Raw genomic sequence first — 20,521 nt, 5'->3', positions numbered from 1 at the left:
CTGCGTTTTTACCTGTCTGCTTTGCGACCATGACTGCGCTCAAGTACCTGCAAGCCTATCCGTCCCCCCTGCAAGATCAGGTTCGTCAGTTGATTGCCAGCAATCGTCTGGGCGATTACCTGCAGCAGCGTTACCCACAACGTCATGATGTGCAGAGTGACAAGGCGCTGTACAGCTATGTCCAAGGGCTCAAGCAGGAGTATCTGCGCAATGCGCCGAACCTGGACAAAGTCTTGTTCGATAACCGCCTGGATCTGACCCACCGCGCATTAGGCCTGCACACGGCGGTATCGCGGGTGCAGGGTGGCAAGCTGAAGGCGAAGAAAGAAATCCGCATTGCCTCGTTGTTCAGGGATACAGCGCCGCAGTTTTTGAAAATGATCGTCGTGCATGAGCTGGCCCATTTGAAAGAAAGCGAGCACAACAAGGCCTTCTATCAGCTCTGCGAACACATGCAGCCGGGCTACCATCAACTGGAGTTCGACCTGCGTGTTTACCTGACTTACCGCGAGCTGCCTGGCAGCGCATGAGTTTCAAGGATGTGGCAATGGACGTGAGCAAGACCAAGACCAGTTTCTACCGCCGGCTGTATGTTGCCTGGCTGATCGACAGCCAGACCGCCGCCAGTGTGCCGGCGCTAATGGAGGCGACCGGTATGCCCCGGCGCACGGCTCAGGACACCATCGCTGCCTTGGCTGACCTGGATATTGTCTGCGAGTTCGAGCAGCAGGCTGGAGCGCGTAATCATGCCGGGCATTACCGGATTCGCGATTGGGGGGCGATCGACAAGCAGTGGATCATCCAGCATTTGCGGGGCATTCGTGAGGTGCTTGGGTATCCTTGAGGGCCTCATCGCGGGGCAAGCCCGCTCCTACAGTGGGAGCGGGCTTGCCCCGCGATGCTTTTAGCCGCGCCGCATACCGATATGCGGAATATCGTCTTCCAGATATTCCTCACCCACCACGACAAAGTCATAGCGCTTGTAGTAGTCCTGCAGGTGCGCCTGTGCCGACAAGTAAACCGGCACACCAGGCCAGTATTCTTCGGCTCGTTCAAGCGCCTTTTCCATCAGTTCATGCCCCAGCCCCTGACCCCGTACCGACGGTGCGGTAACTACCCGGCCAATCACCACATCCCCCCCCTGGGACTCCGGATCGAGCAGACGCAAGTAGGCTTTGAGCTGATCATCCTGCCAGGCCATCAGGTGGCAGGTATCGCCCTCCAGGTCGCGGCCATCGACCTCTTGATAGGCACACTTCTGCTCGACCACGAAGACTTCGGTGCGCAGCCGCAGAATGGCATAGAGTTGTTCCTTGCCAAGGTCGCTGTGATGTTTACAGATCCAGTCAATGGACATAGGTGGCTCTCGAACGGTTGATTAGCTTGATCATCGCAGATGCTATAGGCGAGGACGAGAGCGAAATTGCCACAAGTCAACACAGGGTGTGACGGCATTCAAGGAGAAGGCTATTTGATATCATTGACTCTGCCTGAGGCTTCATCTTTGTGTAATCTGCGCAAACGTGCTGACAGCGGTACCTCTCAAGCAGTTGATATCAACGACGCGTAATGGCGCGTTTACTGAAGGATTTGAGCATGGCTGCACCGCTTCGGGCCTTGGCTTTGCTTGGAATGCTGTTGCTGGTCAACACCGCACAGGCTGAAAAGCTGCGCCTGGTTGCCGACAGTTGGCCGCCCTTTACTGACGCCAGTATGCCAGGTGGTGGTCTGGCCACAGTGATTGTCACCACCGCCTTGCACCGTGCCGGTTACGCCAGCGAGTTTGCGCAGGTGCCTTGGGCGCGGGCGCTGCTGGGGCTGGAGGAGGGGCGCTACGACGTGTTGATCAACGCCTGGTTCAATGAGAGTCGTACCCGGATCGGGGCGTTTTCCAGCGGTTACCTGACCAATCGCATCCGCTTGCTCAAGCGCAAGGGCGATTCGCTCAGGTTCAAGTCCCTGAACGATCTGTACCCTTATCCTGTGGCGGTTGTCAGGGACTATGCCTATTCGCCCGCGTTTGACGCCGATGCACAGCTGCAAAAAATTCCGGTACGCAATTTTTCGGTAGCCGTGCGCATGCTTGCCGCCGGCAGGGTGGGGCTAACCCTTGAGGACGAATACGTCGCCCGCCACTTCCTGCAGCGTGAATCGCGTTCGGTACGTGACAGCGTCGAGTTCATCGACAAGCCGCTCAGCGAAAACACCCTGCATATCCTGGTGAGCCTGAAGGCTCCCCAGCACCAGCAGATCATTGCCGGCTTCAACCGTGCCATTGACGAGATGAAGGCCGATGGCAGCTACCAGCGGTTGCTCAAACACTACGGTTTCTGATCAGGCCGGTGCATCTTTGATCAGGTGTGCAGCCAGGGTACGCAGCGGGCCCAGTTGACGACAGATCAACGCCAGTTGGGTCTGCACCAGGCGCTGGTTTTCTTCCAGCTCTTCGGGCATTTGCTCAAGCTCGATGGCCAACGCTTCTTCAGCATCGCTGTGGATAGCCACCGGCAACTTGCTGGCCAGGCCTTCGGCAATCTCATCCAGGCTGTTGGCCAGGCTGGCCCCGGCGCCATCGATCAACTGCTCGTGAACATCGGCAGGCAGCGTGGTTTCGCGATGTGCACCTAAACCTGACAGGTAACTGAGCAAGGTGTGCGAGAGCACCAGAAAGCGAAAGCCGACATCCGCCTCCTTACGAAAGTGCCCAGGCTCCATGAGCATGTTGGCCAGGGTGGTCGACAGCGCCGCGTCGGCATTGTGGGCGTTGCGCCGGGCCAGGCGGTAGGCGAGGTCATCGCGCTTGCCTTGGGCGTACTGTTGCATGATCTGGCGCAGATAGGTGCTGTTGCAGCTCAGGGTGTTGGCCAGCACTTTGTTCAGGCGCCGGCCCTGCCAGTCCGGGAGGAACAGGAAAACCGCAAGAATCGCGATCAGGCTACCGATCAGGGTATCGAACAGGCGTGGCAGGAACAGCCCGTAGCCGTCGCCGACCTGGTTGAAGCAGAACAGCACCATCAGGGTGATCGCCGCAGTGGCCAGGGTGTAGCGGGTGGTGCGGTTGACGAAGAACACCACGCCGGCCGCGACGGCGAACAGCGACTGGATGATCGGGCTCGGGAACAGGTCGAACAGCGCCCAGCCTACCGTCAGGCCGATGCCGGTGCCGATGACCCGCTGCACCAGCTTGCGCCGCGTCGCACCGTAGTTGGGCTGGCAGACGAATAGGGTGGTGAGGATGATCCAGTAGCCTTGGGTCGGGTGGATCAGGTGGACCATGCCGTAGCCGATCGACAGTGCCAGCGGCAGGCGCAGTGCATGGCGGAACAACAGTGACGTCGGGGTCAGTTGCTGACGCAGGCGGTTCCAGACATCAGCCAGGTTGTGCGGCGAGCGGTCGAGCAGGCTGCTGTCGCTGGCATCGGCGAGATTGTCGGGGTTGCTGGCATCGCTGAGCAGGCGATCGAGGGTTGCCAGGTTGGCGGCCAGCGCCCGCAGCGAGCGCAGCAGCCCGCGCCAGGCCGGGTTGCTCTGCATGCGCAGGTGTTCCAGGGAGGCATTGAGGTCCTCCAGAGCCTGGGCAAAACCGCTGTCGTAGATGAACGGCTGGCGCAGCTGGATCGATTCGGACAATTGCTGGCAGGCCACACCTTGCTGGCGTAGCAGGCGCTGGCAGCGGAACAGCACATCGCTGTGAAAGAAGGCTTCGGTCAGGGCGTTGTAGGGGTAGTGCGAAGAGCTGGCACGCTCATGGATGTCCTGAGCGAGAAAATACAGTTTCAGGTAACGGCTGACCTTCGAGCCGGGCCGACCATTGCCGACCCGGTGCAGGATGATTTCCTTGGCGGCATTGAGCGCGGCCACCACGCGACCATTCTGCTGAGCCAGTTCCAGGCGCCGGGCTTCCACATCCAGCTGACGGATCGGTTCGAACAGAGTGGCTTTGAGCTTCAGATAGCGTCCCAATTCACGGAACAGCCGCGCCAGGCTTTGCTGCACCGGTTGGTTGGAGAACATCGCCTGCCAGAGCACCGAAAGCAGCCCGTACCAGGCGGCACCGGCCACCAACAGCAGCGGTTCGTGCCAGAAGTCGCTGACTTCACCGCCGCGCTGGTCCACGCCGATCATGGTGTAGACCGAGAGGATCAGCGTGGCCGAGGCGATGGCGCCGTAGCGTTCGCCCAAGGCGCCCAGCATGGTCAGGCCAAAACTGGCCAGGGCCAGGGCACAGACAAAAACCAGCGGGTAGGGGAACAGCAACTCCACCGACAGTGCGGCAACGGTAAAACACACCAGGGTGACCGCGAGGGCGTTCAAGCGCCCTTGCCAGCTGTCGTCGGTCTCGGCCAGGGCGCTGGCGATAATGCCCAGGAACAGTGGGATCAGCAGGCTCATCTCATCCAGATACCAGCACAGCAGCATGCTGCCGGTCAGTGCGATGAGGACGCGGATGGCATAGCTGAATTTGTCCAGAGCCCAGAGACGGCGCAACGATTGGCTGAACGAGGAGGATGACATGTCGGGTAGGCAGGCCTTGGGCGATGATCGAAATTGAGCTAATCAGACAGCAACCGTGTTACGGCTGCCACCTGACCAGCAAAATTTGTTCCTTGATGCGCTGATTCTACCGCGAAGGTTAGACGAACTGCGCGGCCGCGTACGCCGATGCCCAGGCCCACTGGAAGTTGAAGCCACCCAGGTGGCCGCTGACGTCGAGCACTTCGCCGATGAAGTACAGCCCCGGGCTTTTCAGCGACTCCATGGTCTTGGAGGAGACTTCGCGGGTATCGACGCCGCCCAGGGTCACCTCGGCGGTGCGATAGCCTTCGGTGCCGGCTGGCACCACCTGCCAGGAGCCGAGTTTGTCGCTGACCTGCGCCAGCTCCGCCGGGGTGTACTGCTTCATCGGTTTGGAGACGAACCAGTGCTCGCTGAGCAGGGTGGCCATCTTCTTGGTGAAGACCTCGCCGAGCAGGGTTTTAAGTTCGCTATTGGGGCGTTCGGCCTGTTGCTGTTGCAGCCAGGTCAAGGCGTCGTGGTCTGGCAGCAGGTTGATCTCGACCGTGTCGCCAGCCTCCCAGAACGAAGAAATCTGCAGAATCGCCGGCCCGCTCAGGCCGCGATGGGTGAACAATAGATTTTCACGGAAATGGGTGCCGTTGCAACTGGCGATACAGTCCACGGAACTACCTGACAGCTCGGTGCAGATACCCTTGAGCACCGGCTCGGTGATGGTGAACGGCACCAGCGCTGCGCGCGTCGGCAACAGGCTGTGACCGAACTGGCGGGCCACCTGATAGCCAAAGCCGGTTGCGCCCAGGGTCGGGATCGACAGGCCGCCCGTGGCGATCACCAGCGACTGGCACTGGAATTGTCCGGCGCTGGTTTCCAGCAGATAACCGCCGTCGATTTTCTCGATCTGATCGATGCGGGTGTCCATGCGCAGTTCGGCGCCAGCGTTATCGCATTCGCTCAGGAGCATGTCGAGGATGTCGCTGGATTTGTTATCGCAGAACAGCTGGCCGAGTTTTTTCTCGTGATAGGGCACAGCGTGTTTGCTGACCATCTCGATGAAATCCCACTGGGTATAGCGGGCCAGGGCCGACTTGCAGAAGTGCGGGTTCTGCGAGAGGAAGTTGGACGGCTCGGTGTACATGTTGGTGAAGTTGCAGCGTCCACCTCCGGACATCAGGATCTTCTTGCCCGGTTTGTTGGCGTGGTCGAGCAGCAGTACCCGGCGACCGCGCCCGGCGGCGGTCAGGGCACACATCAGGCCGGCGGCGCCTGCGCCAATGATGATCACTTCGGTGGAACGCACTGCAAAATCCCCTGCAACGGTGGTGAGACTATCGCGGGGCAAGCCCGCTCCCACCGGCTGTGGGAGCGGGCTTGCCCCGCGATTAGGCCAGTAAATTCAACAAACAGCTCAGACGATGCGCACCCGCAGCGACCGGCCCTTGATCTTGCCGTTGTTCAGGCGCTGCAGCGCCTGTTTGGCCACCGCGCGCTCCACGGCAACAAAGGCCTGGAAGTCGAAAATGGCGATCTTGCCCACCTGGGCGCCCGGCAACCCGGCGTCGCCGGTCAAGGCACCGAGAATATCGCCCGGACGCAGTTTGTCCTTGCGCCCGGCAGCGATGCACAAGGTACTCATGGTCGGCAGCAGCGGAGCGCCGTTCTGGGCCTGGAGGCTGTCCAGTTGCTCCCAGCGTAGCGAAGACTTCTGCATCTGCTCGATGGCCTGAGCGCGGTGCCCTTCGGCCGGGGCTACCAGGCTGACGGCCAGACCTTTCTCGCCGGCACGGCCGGTACGGCCAACGCGGTGCACATGGATCTCGGCATCGCGGGCCAGTTCGACGTTGATGACCATGTCCAGTGCATCGATGTCCAGGCCACGGGCGGCAACGTCGGTCGCCACCAGCACCGACAGGCTGCGGTTGGCGAACAGGGTCAGGACCTGATCACGGTCGCGCTGCTCCAGGTCGCCATGCAGCGCCTGAACGGCGACGCCCTTGGCCTGCAGGTGTTCAACCAGCTCCTGGCACTGCTGTTTGGTGAAGCAGAACGCTACGCAAGATTGCGGGCGGAAGTGTCCGAGCACTTTGCTCACCGCTTCCATGCGCTGCTCGGGGGCGATTTCGTAGAAGCGCTGTTCGATCTGGCTGTCGGCGTGCAGGGCTTCGACCTTGACGGTTTGCGGGTCGCGCATGAATGCCGAGGCCAGTTGCTTGATGCCGGCCGGATAGGTGGCGGAAAACAGCAGGGTCTGACGGCGCTTGGGGGTTTGTCCGATGATGTCGGCGATGGCGTCGTAGAAGCCCATGTCGAGCATGCGGTCGGCTTCGTCGAGAATCAGCGTGTTGAGGCCGTCGAGCACCAGGGTGCCTTTGCTCAGGTGCTGCTGAACGCGGCCAGGGGTGCCGACGATGATATGCGCGCCATGTTCCAGCGAAGCAATCTGCGGGCCCAGGGACACGCCGCCACACAGGGTCAGGATCTTGATGTTGTCTTCGGCGCGGGCCAGGCGGCGGAGCTCTTTGGCCACCTGATCAGCCAGCTCGCGGGTCGGGCACAGGACCAGGGCCTGGCAACCGAAATAACGCGGGTTGATCGGGTTGAGCAGGCCGATGCCGAACGCGGCAGTCTTGCCACTGCCGGTCTTGGCCTGGGCGATCAGGTCCATACCCTTGAGGATTACCGGCAGGCTCTGGGCCTGGATCGGGGTCATCTGGGCGTAGCCGAGGGCTTCCAGGTTGGCCAGCATGGCGGCGGACAGCGGCAAGGTGGCGAAGGCGGTGGCAATGGTGGTCACGAGGCGGGCCTGCAAAACAAAATGTCGCGCAGTGTACCAGCCTCGTGGCCTTTAGCCCTAAGGCTCGATCTCTGGTTCCGGACGAGGAGCACGCCTTCCGTCCGTCCTCGACAGCTGCATGAAGATCGCGGCGGCGAGCATGGCCATCAAACCGATGGTCAGGAAGGTCAGTTGAAACGCGCCCAGAGTGCTCTCGATGCCTTCGGCACTGGTCGACGCCGTGAAGCCACCGAGCAGTGCACCGGCACACGCTACACCGAGGCTCAGGGACAGCTGCGCCACCACCGACAGCAGGCTGTTGCCGCTGCTGGCGCTGGCGTCGTCGAGGTCGATCAGGGTCACCGTGTTCATCGCCGTGAACTGCATGGAGTTCACGGCACCGAGCAGTCCCAGCTGGAACAGCAGCAGGGCATAGGGCGTTTGCTCGTCCACCAGCCCCAGGCTGGCCAGCAACAGGCCGAGCAACAGGGTGTTGCCGGTGAGGATGGTGCGGTAGCCGAAGCGCTCGATCAGCGGGCGGGCGATGGATTTGGCCAGCATTGCCGCCGCCGCCAGGGGAATCATGCTCATACCGGCCTGTGCCGGCGAGTAGCCCAGCGCCACTTGCAGCAGCAACGGCACCAGAAACGGCAAGGCGCCGCTACCCAGACGGGCGAACAGGTTGCCGAGGATGCCGACGGAAAAGGTCCGGGTGCGGAACAACCTGGGTGAAAACAGCGGATTGTCGACGCTGCCTGCACGCAGCCAGTAAGCCGCCAGGCAGGCCATGCCGGCGAACAGCAGCAACATCACCCGCAGGTGCGGCAGGTGCAGCTCGCCCAGGCCCTCCATGGCAATGGTGATCAGCACCATGGCGGCGCCGAACAGCACAAAGCCGACGCCGTCGAAACGCGTACGCTCGCTGCCACGCAGGTCGGGAATGAAGCGCCAGACGGCATAGCAGCCAACCGCGCCGACCGGCAGGTTGAGCAGGAAGATCCAGTGCCAGCTGAGGATTTCCACCAGCCAGCCGCCCATGGTCGGGCCCAGCAGCGGGCCAAGCAGGCCGGGAATGGTGATGAAGCTCATGATCCGCACCAGCTCCGAGCGTGGGTAGGCACGCAGCACTACCAGGCGTCCGACCGGCAACATCAAGGCGCCGCCCAGCCCCTGAACCACCCGCGCCGCCACCAGCATGCTCAGACTGTCGGCCAGGGCGCAGAGCAGCGAACCGAGGCTGAACAGCAAGATCGCACCGAAGAAGATCCGCTTGGTGCCAAAGCGGTCGGCGATCCAGCCCGAGGCGGGGATCAACAGGGCTACGGTGAGCATGTAGGCGATGATCACCGACTGCATGCGCAACGGGTCTTCGGCCAAGTCGCGGGCCATGGCCGGCAGGGCGGTGTTGAGGATGGTGCCGTCCAGCGACTGCATGAAGAAGGCGATAGCCACGACCCAGGGGATCCAGCGGGCGGTGACAGGGTCCAGCGGGGCGCGCATGGGCATGTTGTTTGTCTAGTCCTTCAGGGCGCTATCGCGGGGCAAGCCCACTCCCACAGGGTATTGCTGTGGGAGCGGGCTTGCCCCGCGATAGGCTAATCACAATGTCAACGTCAGGCGCTTGATCAAAGCTCCAGGCAAATGGCTCGAACTGGTCTGGCGCTGTCCGTAGGTACTGGTCGACAGAATCAGCTCGCGCTCTGCGGTCAGCGCCTCCAGCTGCGAACCCAGCAAACTGTAGGCGCTGTCATCGAAGCGCATGGTGTTGACGGGCGCCTGGATCTGTCCGTCCTCGACCCAGAAGGTGGCGAAGCGGGTCAGACCGGTCATGCGCGCGGCTGGCAGGTCGGAGAAGTTCAGGTACCAGAGGTTGCTGATGTACAGGCCTGTGCCCAGGCGAGTCAGGATTTCGCCTTGTTCGAGGTCGCCGGCGGCCATGCTCAGCGCGCAAGGTGACTCATGGCTATCGGCACCGTTGGCGGTCAGTTCGAACTCGGCGGCGCTGCGCGCGCAGATCAGTCGGTCGAGCGCTTGGCCTTGCTCGATCAGGCGCAAGTCGCTGCGCGGTGTGCCTTCATCGGAAAACGCCGGGCTCAGCGAACCACTGACCTGCTCGGCAATGCTGACAAGCGGATTCAAGCGCGCATCACCGACGTAGAGGCGTTGCAGCGGGCTGTTCTTGGTCGCCAGGGACTGGGCGGAGAAACCGCCCCAGCAGAGCATGCCCATGATCTCATCGATTGCCGCCGGGGCCAGGTAAGCGCGGTACTCGCCGGGTGCCAGGGTCTTGAGCGGGCGGCCGAGGTACTCCAGCTGTTCGCGTGCCTGGCGCAGACGTAGGGCAAAGGCGTCGTTGTCCCAACGCTGCCCGGCATAGTTGGCTTTGACTGCCTGGCCATTGCGGTGGAACAGGCTCCAGTCAAAGTTGAAACTGTTGGCCTGGTGCCAGCCGAACGCGCCGAACGAACTGGCAAAACCCCGGAAGATCGGGCCTGCGGCGTAGATGCCGACCAGATCCAGTTCCCCAGCGCCCTGCTCGATCCGCATCAGCACCTGGTCAAACTCGGGCAGCGGCTGGTCCTGCACGCTATGGCTTTGCCAGGCGCTGTCGTTGAGCTGCAGGTAAGGGTCGGCTTCGAGCAGTGGCAAGGTCTGACGCAGTTGTTCGATGGCTTCGGCCAGGCGCTGCTGATCGACGTCGGCATCATTGCCGAGGGTGAACTGCAGTTCAGCCTGGCGCCCGTCCTTGACCAGCTTGAGGGCGCAACTGGCCTGCTGGACCTCGCCGGCCTGGCGCACTTTGGCATGGTTGAAGCGAATGAACTGCGAGTGCTCGGCGCTGTAGCTCAGGGTGAAGTGTTCGGGGGCGCGGATCTGTTCTTGCAGGCTGGCGACCAGGTTCTGGAAGCTTTGCAGTGGGGTGGCAGCCATCAGGCGTCTCCTCCGAATACGTCGATCTGGCTGAATACGCAGGCAGGCGAGGCATGCCCGACCCGCACCACTTGGTTAGGCTCGCCCTTGCCGCAGTTCGGCGTGCCGAGAACCTGCAAGGTGCTGGCGTCGCCAACCGCGCTGAGGTTGCCCCAGAACTGTGCGGAAATCCCTCGGTAGTTGGGGTTCTTGACCACGTCCTTGAGTTCGCCGTTTTCGATCAACTGGCCCCATTCGCAGCCGAACTGGAACTTGTTGCGTGCATCATCGATGGACCAGGAGCGGTTGGTGCGCATCAGGATGCCGTGTTCGATATTGCCGATCAGTTGCTTGAGGCTCTGGTCACCTGGCTCGATATTGAGGTTGGCCATGCGATCGATAGGCGCCCGGTTCCAGCCACACGCGCGGCTGTTGGCGACGCCGTCCAGGCCCGAACGGAATTGCGACAGGGCCCCGCCCAGCGGCCGTAGCAGCAAGCCATCGCGGATCAGGAACTGCTTGCTGGCGGCGCTGCCGTCGTCGTCATGGCTGTAGCTGGCCAGTTCTTCGCCGATGGTCGGGTCGAAGGTCACATTGAGCAGTTTCGAGCCGTATTGCAGGGTGCCGAAGTCACTGGCTTTGACGAAGCTGGTACCGGCGTAGTTGCGCTCGTCTCCGAGGATGCGGTCCATTTCCAGCGGGTGACCGATGGACTCATGGATCTGCAGCATCATCTGATCCGGCATCAGCAACAGGTCGCGCGCGCCGCTCGGGGTGTTGGGGGCCAGCAGCAGCTGCAGGGCCTGATCGGCGATCTTGGCGCCGGCACCGACCAGGCCGCAGCGCTCGATGACGTCCAGGCCGCCCTGCTGGCCGAAATTTTCCCGACCCAGGGTGCGGCTCTGGCTGTCCTGACCATCGAAGGCGGTGACCGCGAAGCCTGGATAGATAAAACGCTGGGCCTGGCGCAGTTCAGCACCGGCGGTGTTCAGGTAAATCTGTTCAACGTTGCTGATGCCAAGGCTGGCCTGCCAGTTCACCAGGCGATTGTCGGCGGGCACGCTGTTCGACTCACGGGCGAGCAAGTCATAGCAGTCAGCCAGAGATGGCAAGGGCTGATCGAGGTTTGGCGAGCGATAGTCGCTGCGCTCTGTGGCTACCGGCTGTTCGCTGAGGTCAAGCAGTGCACGTGCACCGATCTGTGCGGCGAGTCGCTCGGCCTGCTCGAGGGCGCGCTGCAGGCCGGACTGGGACAGGTCGGCAGTGGCGGCGTAGGCTTCCACACCCTTGAGCCGGACCGTCAGCATGGCGCCTTCATCGCGGAAGAAAAACGGCGGCTCGGCAACGTTCTTGCGCACTGACAGTTGCTGCTGGGACTGCTGCACATAGCGCAGGGAAAAAAACTCGACACCGCTGCGCAGGGCGGCAAAACGCTGGCGCAGCAATGCAGTCATCTCGAACATGCAAGAACCTCCGTGGGTACGGTGGTTCCCCCTCAGAACCACTCGTCGCGCATGCTCGGGCAGGTATCGTCACGGGCCTCGAGCAATGCCAGCTCATTATGGCAGCCCGGCACTTCCCAGGTCAGGAAATAACGCGCGGCCTGCAATTTGCCCTGGTAGAAGTCATGGTCTGCCGGGTTGCCGTGGGCCAGCCCTTGTTCGGCATGGATCGCCTGTTGCAGCCAGCGCCAGCCGATCACACAGTGACCGAAGGCTTTGAGGTACAGCGCCGAGTTGGCCAGGGCAAGGTTGACCTGACCCTGGGCCAGGTCGCCGAGCAGCCCTAATGTCACGTTCTGCAGGCGGACCTGCAATTGTTCAAGCGGCGTGCGCAGGTGATCCAGGCGGGCGAATTCGCCCGCCCGTTCGCAGGTCCCGGCAATCAGGCGCGCCAGCTGCTTGAGCCCGGCGCCGCCGTTCTGCGCCAGTTTGCGGCCCAGCAGGTCGAGCGACTGGATGCCGTGGGTGCCTTCGTGGATCGGGTTCAAGCGGTTGTCGCGATAGTACTGTTCGACCGGATATTCGCGAGTGTAGCCGTGACCACCGAGAATCTGGATCGCCAGCTCGTTGGCCTTGAGGCAGAACGCCGACGGCCAGGATTTGACGATCGGGGTCAGCAGATCGAGCAGCTCGTGAGCCTGTTGACGCTGCGCCTCGGTTTCGCCGCTCTGGGTTTCATCGAACAGCCGCGCTGCGTACAAGCCCAGGTCGAAGGCACCTTCGACGTAAGCTTTCTGGGTCAGCAGCATGCGCTTTACATCGCTATGGCTGATGATCGGTACGGCAGCGGTGGCCGGGTCCTTGTTGTCCGGCAGGCGCCCTTGCGGACGCTGGCGCGCGTAATCAAGCGAGTACAGGTAGCCGGCATAGCCGAGCATCACCGCGCCCATGCCGACACCGATGCGTGCCTCGTTCATCATCTGGAACATGCAGGCCAGGCCCTGATGCGGCTTGCCCAGCAGATAACCGACACACTGTCCGTTGTCGCCGAAATTCAGCGCTGTCGAGGTGGTGCCGCGCCAGCCCATCTTGTGGAACAGCCCGGCCAACAGCACATCGTTGCGTGGCCCCAGGCTGCCATCGGCGTTGACCAGGAACTTGGGCACGATGAACAGCGAAATGCCCTTCACCCCCGGCGGGGCATCCGGCAGCTTGGCCAGCACCATGTGCACGATGTTTTCCGACAACGGGTGGTCGCCGCCAGAGATGAAGATTTTGTTTCCTCGTAGCCGGTAACTGCCATCGTTGGCTGGCTCTGCACGGGTGCGGATATCAGCCAGGGATGAGCCTGCGTGAGGTTCGGTCAGGGCCATGGTGCCGAAAAAGCGGCCTTCGATCATCGGCTGCAGGAACAGACGTTTTTGTTCGTCGCTGCCAAAGCTCTCGATCAGGTTGGCGGCGCCCATGGTCAGGAACGGATAAGCCGTGGTCCCGGTGTTGGCCGCCTGGAAGTGAGCAAAACAGGCTTGCGAAAGCAGCGTCGGCAGCTGCATGCCACCAGCTTCGAAGTCTCGGGTGGCGTTGAGAAATCCGGCCTCAAGAAAGGCGTCAACCGCGGGTTTGACCTCCGGGATCAACACGGCTTCGCCGTTTTCGAAGCGTGGCTCATGCTCGTCGCCCTTGCGGTTGTGTGGTGCGAAATACTTCTCGGCAATGGTCCGCGCGGTGTTCAGGGCGGCGTCAAAGGTCTCGCGAGTGTGCTCGGCGAAGCGTGGGCGCTGGGTGAGGGCCTCGGCGTCGAGCACTTCGTAGAGTTCGAAGGCCAGGTTGCGGGCGCTGAGCAGGGTCTCGGACATAGCGGCATTCCTGTCTGGGGATGCGCCGAGTCTAGGCAGGGGTACAGGCACTGCACAGTGAAATAGATGTGGGTGATAGGAGGGTAGAACCAGCTTCGGAAGAAACCACAGCCTGAAAGCATCGCGGGGCAAGCCCGCTCCCACCGGCTTATCACAAACCGGTGGGAGCGGGCTTGCCCCGCGATTGAGTGATGCCTATCAGCCGATAGTCATCAAGCTCGCATTACCACCCGCAGCAGCGGTGTTAACACTCAACGCCCGCTCGATCACCAGGCGCTCCAGGGCAATCGAAGTTTCACCCGACGACAGGCCATGAACGCCGACGATGGCACCGGCACGCTTGGCCACTTGCTCGCAGACTGCGCGCAACTGGTCGGAATGGCCATGGTGCAGGACGGCATCGAACACCACCTCATCCTTGGTCCAGTCACCCACCAGTTTGATGCGTGCCTGTACGTCTTTCGGCAGACGGTTGCGCAGGGTCTTGGCCAGCTCGTCTTCCGGCCACACCGCCGAGCTGCCCACGGCCAGTACCGCAGCCAGTTGGGTCAGCAGGTCGGCCTCGACTTCGGCCAGGCACAGTACGTGCTCGCGTGGCAGGATGGTGTAGCTGTTGCGCTCACCGGTCGGGCCTGCCAGCAGGCGGCTGATACCGCTTTGCGATTGCTTGGCGAACTGCTCGCAGAGGCTGCCCAGTTCGTTCAGCTGGTTGCTTGCAGCCCAGGCTTTGAGCGCTTGCAGCGGCTTGCTCAACTCGTCGCGCAGGCGGGTATCCGGGGCGTTGCCGCCGTCGGTACGCTGGAACGATTGCTCGATCGCATCGGCTGGGCGGGTCGACAGCAGGCGGTACAGGTACAGCGGACCACCGGCTTTCGGGCCAGTGCCGGACAGGCCTTCACCACCAAACGGCTGGACACCGACCACAGCACCAACGATGTTGCGGTTAACGTAGACGTTACCGGCGTTGACGTTGTCGATGACCTTGGCAATGGTTTCGTCGATCCGGGTGTGAACACCGAGAGTCAGGCCGTAACCGGAAGCGTTGATCTGCTCGATCAGCTGATCGAGGTTCTTGCGGTTGTAGCGCACTACGTGCAGCACCGGACCGAAGATCTCGCGTTGCAGCTCGTCAAAGCTTTCCAGCTCGATCAGGGTTGGCATGACGAAGGTGCCGCGCTTGATCTCTTCGCTATTGGCGATAGCGACCTGGTACACCGAGCGGCCTTTGTCGCGCATGCCCTGGATGTGCTTCTCGATGCCGGCCTTGGCTTCGGCGTCGATCACCGGGCCAATGTCCACAGCCAGGCGCTCAGGGTTACCCAGGCGGCTTTCGGCCATGGCACCTTTAAGCATCTCGATCACGCGGTCGGCCGAGTCTTCCTGCAGGCACAGCACGCGCAGTGCCGAGCAGCGCTGACCGGCGCTGTCAAAGGCCGAGGAGACGACGTCGATGACCACTTGTTCGGTGAGCGCCGAAGAGTCGACGATCATTGCGTTCTGGCCACCGGTTTCGGCGATCAGCGGGATCGGACGGCCCTGAGCATCCAGGCGGCCGGCGATGTTGCGTTGCAGCAGGCGGGCGACTTCGGTAGAGCCGGTGAACATCACGCCTTTGACCCGATCGTCACCAACCAGACGGGCACCGACGGTTTCGCCGCGACCTGGCAGCAGCTGCACCACGCCTTCAGGGATACCGGCTTCGAGCAGCAGGCGCACGGCCTGGGCGGCGACCAGTGGAGTTTGTTCGGCAGGCTTGGCCAGTACCGGGTTGCCGGCTGCCAACGCTGCAGCGACCTGGCCGCTGAAGATCGCCAGCGGGAAGTTCCACGGGCTGATGCAGACCACCGGGCCCAGTGGCCGGTGGGCATCGTTGCTGAAATCGTTACGGGCCTGCACGGCGTAGTAGCGCAGGAAGTCGACGGCTTCACGGACTTCGGCGATGGCGTTGGCGAAGGTCTTGCCGGCTTCACGGGCAAGCAGGCCCATCAGCGGCTGGATCTCGGCTTCCATCAGGTCAGCGGCGCGCTCGAGGATTGCAGCTCGCTCGGCGGGCGGCGTGGCCTGCCAGATCGGTGCGGCGTTGAGGGCGCACTGGATGGCGTTGTCGACGTCGGCAACGGTGGCTTCCTGCACATGGCCGACCACGTCACGGTGATCGGACGGGTTCAGGACCGCTGCGGCGACTTCATTGCTGGAGGCGCAGCCGAGCATCGGTGCGGCTTTCCAGTCGTTGTGTGCGGTGGCCAGCAGGGCGCAAGACAGCGACGCCAGGCGATGTTCGTTGGCCATGTCGATACCGGCGGAGTTGGCCCGCTCAGCGCCGTACAGGTCACGCGGCAATGGAATGCGCGGGTGCGGAAGGCCGAAGTTGCCTTCCTGGGTGGCCATCTGCTCGATGGTGGCGACCGGGTCGGCAACCAGCTCCTGGATCGAGATCGACTGGTCGGCAATACGGTTGACGAACGAGGTGTTGGCGCCGTTTTCCAGCAGGCGGCGAACCAGGTAGGCCAGCAGGGTTTCGTGAGTACCGACCGGTGCATACACGCGGCACGGACGGTTCAGCTTGCCATCGGCAACCTTGCCGACAACCTGTTCGTACAGCGGCTCACCCATGCCGTGCAGGCACTGGAACTCGTACTGGCCCGGGTAGTAGTTCTGACCGGCGATATGGTAAATGGCCGACAAGGTGTGGGCGTTGTGCGTGGCGAACTGCGGGTAGATGACTTCCGGTACCGACAGCAGTTTGCGCGCGCAGGCGATGTAGGAAACGTCGGTGTACACCTTGCGGGTGTAGACCGGGTAGCCTTCCAGGCCTTCGACCTGGGCGCGCTTGATCTCGCTGTCCCAGTAGGCGCCCTTCACCAGACGGATCATCAGGCGATGGCGGCTGCGGCGGGCCAGGTCGATGACGTAATCGATCACGTACGGGCAACGCTTCTGGTATGCCTGGATCACGAAGCCGATACCGTTCCAGCCGGTCAGCTGCGGTTCGAAGCACAGGCGCTCGAGCAGATCCAGCGACAGCTCCAGGCGGTCGGCTTCCTCGGCGTCGATGTTCAGGCCGATGTCGTACTGCTTGGCCAACAGGGTCAGCGACAGCAGGCGCGGGTACAGCTCTTCCATCACGCGCTCGTACTGGGCGCGGCTGTAGCGCGGGTGCAAGGCCGAGAGCTTGATCGAGATGCCCGGACCTTCATAGATGCCACGGCCGTGTGAGGCCTTACCGATCGAGTGGATCGCCTGCTCGTAGGACGCCAGGTATTTCTGTGCATCGTGCTCGGTCAGTGCGGCTTCGCCGAGCATGTCGTAGGAGTAGCGGAAGCCTTTGGCTTCGAACTTGCTGGCGTTGGCCAGGGCTTCGGCGATGGTTTCACCGGTGACGAACTGCTCACCCATCAGACGCATGGCCATGTCGACGCCCTTGCGGATCATCGGCTCGCCGCTCTTGCCGATGATGCGGCTGAGCGAGGAGGTCAGGCCGGATTCGTTGTGGGTCGAGACCAGTTTGCCGGTCAGCAGCAAGCCCCAGGTCGCGGCGTTGACGAACAGCGACGGGCTGTTGCCCAGGTGCGGTTGCCAGTTGCCAGTGCTGATCTTGTCGCGGATCAGGGCGTCGCGGGTGCCTTTGTCCGGAATCCGCAGCAGGGCTTCGGCCAGGCACATCAGGGCCACGCCTTCCTGGGACGACAGGGAGAACTCCTGCAGCAGACCCTGAACGATGCCGGCACGGCCGCCTGCGCTCTTCTGGTTACGCAGTTTTTCGGCGATGCCGGCGGCCAGCTTGTTGGTGGCCTCGGCCATAGCGGCAGGCAGGCGTGCCTGCTCGAGCAGCATTGGCACCACTTCTGGCTCGGGGCGGCGGTAGGCGGCGGTGATCGCCGAGCGCAGTACCGATTGCGGGAGGATGCTTTCGGCAAATTCAAGGAAGCACTGGTGGGCGTGATCGCCCGGGACTTCACCGGCTTCATCGCCATTGATGATCGACTGACCGTTGAGTTCGGTCAGGGTGGCGCCACCCTCGAGCTTTTCCAGGTAATTGAAGATTGCCTGTTTGATCAACCAGTGCGGCGTGCGGTCGATGGACTGCGCAGCGGCTTTGAGTCGCTCACGGGTAGGGTCGTCAAGTTTGACCCCAAGGGTGGTCGTCGCCATTTCTTATCCTCATTATTGCCACAGGCTGTGGCGTAAGCTAGCGTCAAGATTAGCTGTGCGCGATTTCGGGTGCAACCTAGTGCAACCCAAAATCTGTAGGAAAAAGGTGCAGCTCGTCCGGTGGGTAAAACCCCACAGGAAAAATGGCTGTTTATGGTGCGTTTTCTTCTTTAAACCGATGTTCTTGCTCCGAAAGGGAGCAAAAAGCCGCTGATGTGCAAGAAATCCGACGAGGTGCAACTGTATTGTAAAAACAGGTTGCACCTTCTTTGCGTTGTTGCATAGGATTCGCGGCCTGGGTGCAACCTCCTCTGAGGCTGTCGCTACATAAAAACAAACGCCAGGGCGCAACAATGAGTGTAAGCAATCCAACCTTGATCACGTTCGTGATCTACATCGCGGCAATGGTGCTGATCGGCTTCATGGCCTATCGCTCCACCAACAACCTTTCTGACTACATTCTCGGTGGCCGCAGCCTCGGTAGCGTCGTGACCGCACTGTCGGCCGGTGCCTCGGACATGAGTGGCTGGCTGCTGATGGGCCTGCCGGGCGCCATCTATATGTCGGGTCTGTCGGAAAGCTGGATCGCCATCGGCCTGATCATCGGTGCCTACTTGAACTGGCTGTTCGTTGCCGGTCGTCTGCGCGTGCAGACTGAGCACAACGGCGATGCCTTGACCCTGCCGGACTACTTCTCCAGCCGCTTTGAAGACAAGAGCGGGCTGTTGCGGATCATTTCCGCTGTGGTCATTCTGGTGTTCTTCACCATCTATTGCGCCTCCGGCATCGTTGCTGGTGCTCGTCTGTTCGAAAGCACCTTCGGCATGTCCTACGAAACCGCCCTGTGGGCTGGTGCGGCGGCGACTATCGCCTACACCTTCGTGGGTGGCTTCCTGGCTGTGAGCTGGACCGATACCGTCCAAGCCACGCTGATGATCTTCGCCCTGATCCTGACTCCGGTGATCGTGCTGATCGCCACCGGTGGCGTTGACACCACCTTCGCTGCTATCGAGCTCAAGGATGCGGCGAACTTCGACATGCTCAAAGGCACCACCTTCATCGGCATCATCTCGCTGATGGGCTGGGGCTTGGGCTACTTCGGCCAGCCGCATATCCTGGCGCGTTTCATGGCTGCCGATTCGGTCAAGTCGATCGCCAAGGCTCGCCGTATCTCCATGACCTGGATGATCCTCTGCCTGGTCGGTACCTGTGCCGTTGGCTTCTTCGGTATCGCCTACTTCTCGGCGCATCCTGACCTTGCCGGTCCTGTGACCGAGAACCACGAGCGTGTGTTCATTGAGCTGGCCAAGATCCTCTTCAACCCATGGATTGCCGGTGTCCTGCTGTCGGCCATCCTGGCTGCAGTAATGAGTACCCTGAGCTGCCAGCTGCTGGTGTGCTCCAGTGCTCTGACTGAAGACTTCTACAAGACCTTCCTGCGCAAGGGTGCTTCGCAGGTGGAGCTGGTCTGGGTCGGTCGCGCCATGGTGCTGCTGGTTGCCGTGGTTGCCATCCTGATTGCTTCCAATCCCGAGAACCGTGTTCTGGGTCTGGTCAGCTACGCCTGGGCTGGTTTCGGTGCTGCCTTCGGTCCGGTTGTACTGATCTCGGTACTGTGGAAAGGCATGACCCGTAACGGCGCGCTGGCCGGCATTCTGGTCGGTGCTATCACCGTGGTGGTGTGGAAGCACTTCTCCATCTGGGGCTTGTACGAAATTATCCCGGGCTTCCTCTTCGGTGCCCTGGCTATCTACTTCGTCAGTAAGGCTGGCAGCCCGTCGACCGCGATGGTTTCGCGTTTCGAAGCTGCAGATGAGGCGTTCAAAGCCGGTCATTAATCGACTGCCGAGCTTCGCCTGACAACGGCCCGGTCTTCTTTGAAGGTTGGGCCGTTGCCGTTTTTGGGTGCAACTCGGCCTGTGGGAGCGGGCTTGCCCCGCGATGCGGTGTGACTGACATCCAGCAATCGCGGGGCAAGCCCGCTCCCACAGTTCGGCGCGACAAGGTAAACTGCGCAGTCTTGCAGGAGTTGCCATGAACTATCGTCACGCCTTTCACGCCGGCAACCACGCCGACGTTTTCAAACACCTCGTATTGACCCGCCTTATTGCGCTGATGTCGCGCAAGGAGCAGCCGTTCGCCTATATCGATACCCATGCCGGCCTTGGTCTGTACGACTTGCAGGGTGACCAGGCGACGCGTACCGGCGAGTGGATCGAAGGTGTCGGACGGCTATGGGGACGTGATGACCTGCCCGAAGTGACTGCCGACTACCTGCGCATCTTGCGCAAGATGAACCCGGACGGTGAGCTGCGCTACTACCCAGGCTCGCCTGAGCTTGCCCGGCGCCTGGCGCGGCAGCAGGATCGCGTGTTGCTCAACGAGAAGCACCCCGAAGACGGGCGCATGCTCAAAGACAACATGAAGAAGGATCCACGCGTTGCCGTGCATCTGGGTGAAGGCTGGCACGTGCCGCGGGCACTGCTACCGGTGCAGGAAAAACGCGCAGTGATGCTGATCGATCCGCCGTTCGAGCAGGTCGACGAGCTCAAGCGCTGCACCGTGGCCTTGAAAGAGGCTATCAGTCGCATGCGCCAAACCGTTGCGGCGATCTGGTACCCGATCAAGGATCAGCGCCAACTGGTGCGTTTCTATCAGGACTTGACCAGCACGGGTGCGCCGAAGCTGCTGCGGGTCGAGCTGTATGTGCATCCCCAGGACAGTCCGCAGGGCCTTAATGGCTCCGGCCTGGCTATTGCCAATCCGCCATGGGGGCTGGAGGAAGAACTGCGCGAACTGCTGCCCTGGTTGTCCCAGGTGCTGGCGCAGACCCAGGGCAGCTGGCGCATGGATTGGCTGATCGCCGAGTAAGC

14 protein-coding genes are annotated in these 20,521 nt (G+C 61.9%); 5 read left to right on the top strand and 9 right to left on the bottom strand.

Features of this window, described 5'->3' with window-relative positions:
• Positions 1-29 precede the first annotated feature (29 nt).
• Both C6382_RS09585 and C6382_RS09580 read left to right on the top strand, forming a co-directional pair.
• Positions 30-530 (top strand): YgjP-like metallopeptidase domain-containing protein, encoded by a 501-nt coding sequence (locus C6382_RS09585; protein WP_107024259.1) that lies wholly within the window; start codon positions 30-32, stop codon positions 528-530.
• Between the two features lie 17 nt (positions 531-547).
• Positions 548-844, top strand: coding sequence for a helix-turn-helix domain-containing protein (locus C6382_RS09580; RefSeq protein WP_107024258.1), 297 nt, complete (start codon positions 548-550; stop codon positions 842-844).
• Positions 845-904: 60 nt separating this feature from the next.
• Here C6382_RS09580 and C6382_RS09575 read toward each other — a convergent pair whose 3' ends face one another.
• Positions 905-1,357, bottom strand: a complete 453-nt coding sequence (locus tag C6382_RS09575) for a GNAT family N-acetyltransferase (protein WP_107024257.1) — start codon at positions 1,355-1,357, stop codon at positions 905-907.
• 239 nt (positions 1,358-1,596) lie between these two features.
• Here C6382_RS09575 and C6382_RS09570 point away from each other — a divergent pair, with 239 nt between their 5' ends.
• Positions 1,597-2,334 (top strand): ABC transporter substrate-binding protein, encoded by a 738-nt coding sequence (locus tag C6382_RS09570; RefSeq protein ID WP_107024256.1) that lies wholly within the window; start codon positions 1,597-1,599, stop codon positions 2,332-2,334.
• On the opposite strand, the gene yccS is transcribed toward C6382_RS09570, so the two are convergent.
• The 8 genes from yccS to putA form a co-directional block, all read right to left on the bottom strand.
• Positions 2,335-4,515: a YccS family putative transporter gene (gene yccS / locus C6382_RS09565; protein WP_107024255.1), complete on the bottom strand. Its 2,181-nt coding sequence runs from the start codon at positions 4,513-4,515 to the stop codon at positions 2,335-2,337. It abuts the gene before it with no gap.
• Between the two features lie 118 nt (positions 4,516-4,633).
• A complete protein-coding gene (locus C6382_RS09560) occupies positions 4,634-5,815 on the bottom strand; it encodes an NAD(P)/FAD-dependent oxidoreductase (protein ID WP_107024254.1) in 1,182 nt (393 codons plus the stop codon).
• A 108-nt stretch (positions 5,816-5,923) separates the two neighbouring features.
• Positions 5,924-7,261, bottom strand: coding sequence for an ATP-dependent RNA helicase DbpA (dbpA, locus tag C6382_RS09555; RefSeq protein WP_256589063.1), 1,338 nt, complete (start codon positions 7,259-7,261; stop codon positions 5,924-5,926).
• A 105-nt stretch (positions 7,262-7,366) separates the two neighbouring features.
• The gene (gene mdtD / locus C6382_RS09550) at positions 7,367-8,794 is read right to left on the bottom strand and encodes a multidrug transporter subunit MdtD (protein ID WP_107024253.1); all 1,428 of its coding nucleotides are present in this window, start codon (positions 8,792-8,794) and stop codon (positions 7,367-7,369) included.
• Positions 8,795-8,887: 93 nt separating this feature from the next.
• Positions 8,888-10,219 carry a TldD/PmbA family protein gene (locus C6382_RS09545; RefSeq protein WP_107024252.1) on the bottom strand — a complete coding sequence of 444 codons (1,332 nt, stop codon included), beginning with the start codon at positions 10,217-10,219 and terminating at the stop codon, positions 8,888-8,890.
• Positions 10,219-11,661 (bottom strand): TldD/PmbA family protein, encoded by a 1,443-nt coding sequence (locus tag C6382_RS09540; protein ID WP_107024251.1) that lies wholly within the window; start codon positions 11,659-11,661, stop codon positions 10,219-10,221. The genes C6382_RS09545 and C6382_RS09540 overlap by 1 nt, the downstream gene beginning before the upstream one ends.
• Before the next feature lie 32 nt (positions 11,662-11,693).
• The gene (locus tag C6382_RS09535) at positions 11,694-13,496 is read right to left on the bottom strand and encodes an acyl-CoA dehydrogenase (protein ID WP_107024250.1); all 1,803 of its coding nucleotides are present in this window, start codon (positions 13,494-13,496) and stop codon (positions 11,694-11,696) included.
• 198 nt (positions 13,497-13,694) lie between these two features.
• On the bottom strand, positions 13,695-17,648 hold the full coding sequence (putA, locus tag C6382_RS09530) for a trifunctional transcriptional regulator/proline dehydrogenase/L-glutamate gamma-semialdehyde dehydrogenase (RefSeq protein ID WP_107024249.1): 3,954 nt from the start codon (positions 17,646-17,648) through the stop codon (positions 13,695-13,697).
• 353 nt (positions 17,649-18,001) lie between these two features.
• Between putA and putP the strand changes: the two genes are divergently transcribed.
• Together putP and C6382_RS09520 are read left to right on the top strand one after the other, a co-directional pair.
• Positions 18,002-19,486, top strand: coding sequence for a sodium/proline symporter PutP (gene putP, locus C6382_RS09525; RefSeq protein WP_107024248.1), 1,485 nt, complete (start codon positions 18,002-18,004; stop codon positions 19,484-19,486).
• A gap of 196 nt (positions 19,487-19,682) precedes the next feature.
• Positions 19,683-20,519 carry a 23S rRNA (adenine(2030)-N(6))-methyltransferase RlmJ gene (locus C6382_RS09520; RefSeq protein ID WP_107024247.1) on the top strand — a complete coding sequence of 279 codons (837 nt, stop codon included), beginning with the start codon at positions 19,683-19,685 and terminating at the stop codon, positions 20,517-20,519.
• Positions 20,520-20,521: the final 2 nt, after the last annotated feature.

This window comes from Pseudomonas sp. BBP2017, from assembly GCF_003024385.1.
In the GTDB taxonomy this organism is placed as follows: Bacteria; Pseudomonadota; Gammaproteobacteria; order Pseudomonadales; family Pseudomonadaceae; genus Aquipseudomonas.
Note: the sequence above shows the minus strand (reverse complement) of the source record. Positions and strands in the feature narration are given on the sequence as shown.

Excerpts from the sequence above, each read along its gene's own strand:
- C6382_RS09580 (WP_107024258.1), top strand. The coding sequence starts at position 548 with ATGGACGTGAGCAAGACCAAGACCAGTTTCTACCGCCGGCTGTATGTT.
- C6382_RS09520 (WP_107024247.1), top strand. The coding sequence starts at position 19,683 with ATGAACTATCGTCACGCCTTTCACGCCGGCAACCACGCCGACGTTTTC.
- C6382_RS09585 (WP_107024259.1), top strand. The coding sequence starts at position 30 with ATGACTGCGCTCAAGTACCTGCAAGCCTATCCGTCCCCCCTGCAAGAT.
- putA (WP_107024249.1), bottom strand. The coding sequence starts at position 17,648 with ATGGCGACGACCACCCTTGGGGTCAAACTTGACGACCCTACCCGTGAG.
- yccS (WP_107024255.1), bottom strand. The coding sequence starts at position 4,515 with ATGTCATCCTCCTCGTTCAGCCAATCGTTGCGCCGTCTCTGGGCTCTG.
- dbpA (WP_256589063.1), bottom strand. The coding sequence starts at position 7,261 with ATGCTGGCCAACCTGGAAGCCCTCGGCTACGCCCAGATGACCCCGATC.
- putP (WP_107024248.1), top strand. The coding sequence starts at position 18,002 with ATGAGTGTAAGCAATCCAACCTTGATCACGTTCGTGATCTACATCGCG.
- mdtD (WP_107024253.1), bottom strand. The coding sequence starts at position 8,794 with ATGCCCATGCGCGCCCCGCTGGACCCTGTCACCGCCCGCTGGATCCCC.
- C6382_RS09540 (WP_107024251.1), bottom strand. The coding sequence starts at position 11,661 with ATGTTCGAGATGACTGCATTGCTGCGCCAGCGTTTTGCCGCCCTGCGC.
- C6382_RS09570 (WP_107024256.1), top strand. The coding sequence starts at position 1,597 with ATGGCTGCACCGCTTCGGGCCTTGGCTTTGCTTGGAATGCTGTTGCTG.
- C6382_RS09545 (WP_107024252.1), bottom strand. The coding sequence starts at position 10,219 with ATGGCTGCCACCCCACTGCAAAGCTTCCAGAACCTGGTCGCCAGCCTG.
- C6382_RS09535 (WP_107024250.1), bottom strand. The coding sequence starts at position 13,496 with ATGTCCGAGACCCTGCTCAGCGCCCGCAACCTGGCCTTCGAACTCTAC.
- C6382_RS09575 (WP_107024257.1), bottom strand. The coding sequence starts at position 1,357 with ATGTCCATTGACTGGATCTGTAAACATCACAGCGACCTTGGCAAGGAA.